The organism is Bacillus sp. 01N45 (assembly GCF_056399205.1).
Window position 1 is genome coordinate 1 of record NZ_JBFTQW010000053.1, and the last position, 468, is coordinate 468.

General features: G+C 69.4%; 1 protein-coding gene. It reads left to right on the plus strand.

Annotated features, from left to right (window positions below; genetic code table 11):
- A partial coding sequence (locus tag AC1DMU_RS29675; protein ID WP_476941700.1) for a hypothetical protein occupies nt 1-468 on the plus strand: 468 nt, incomplete at both ends.

Here is a 468-nt window from a genome sequence, read left to right on the forward strand (position 1 = left end):
CACATGGACGTCCTGATGCGCCGTTTCCTCAGCCTGATATCGCTGGCACTGGCCACTGCGTCCACGCCGGCGTTCGCCGACGAATGCCGCTTCGACAATCATGCCCAACTGCTGGCGATGTCTCCGGCAGCATTCGACCACGGCCCCGGCGAGGGTTGGGACGCGCTGGTCCGGCGCGCCGGCTGCCAGTTGGAACTGGCTGACCTGTTCGCCGCATACCGGCGCCAGGCCAAGGCAAGCGGCCACCCAGCGTTGGCCTGGCACGAGGCGCAACTGCGCGCCTACGCGGGGCAGCGCGATCCGGCCAGCGCGCTGATGCGCTTGACGTACAAGCCGGCGGGCGCCGATCCGGAAGGATGGAACCATTATGTGGATGCGACCATCGCCTTTCTCGACGACGACCTGCCGGCACTGCGACGTGCCCGCGCGCGGTTGGCGACGCTGCCGCTGCCGCCGGGCGCCACGCTC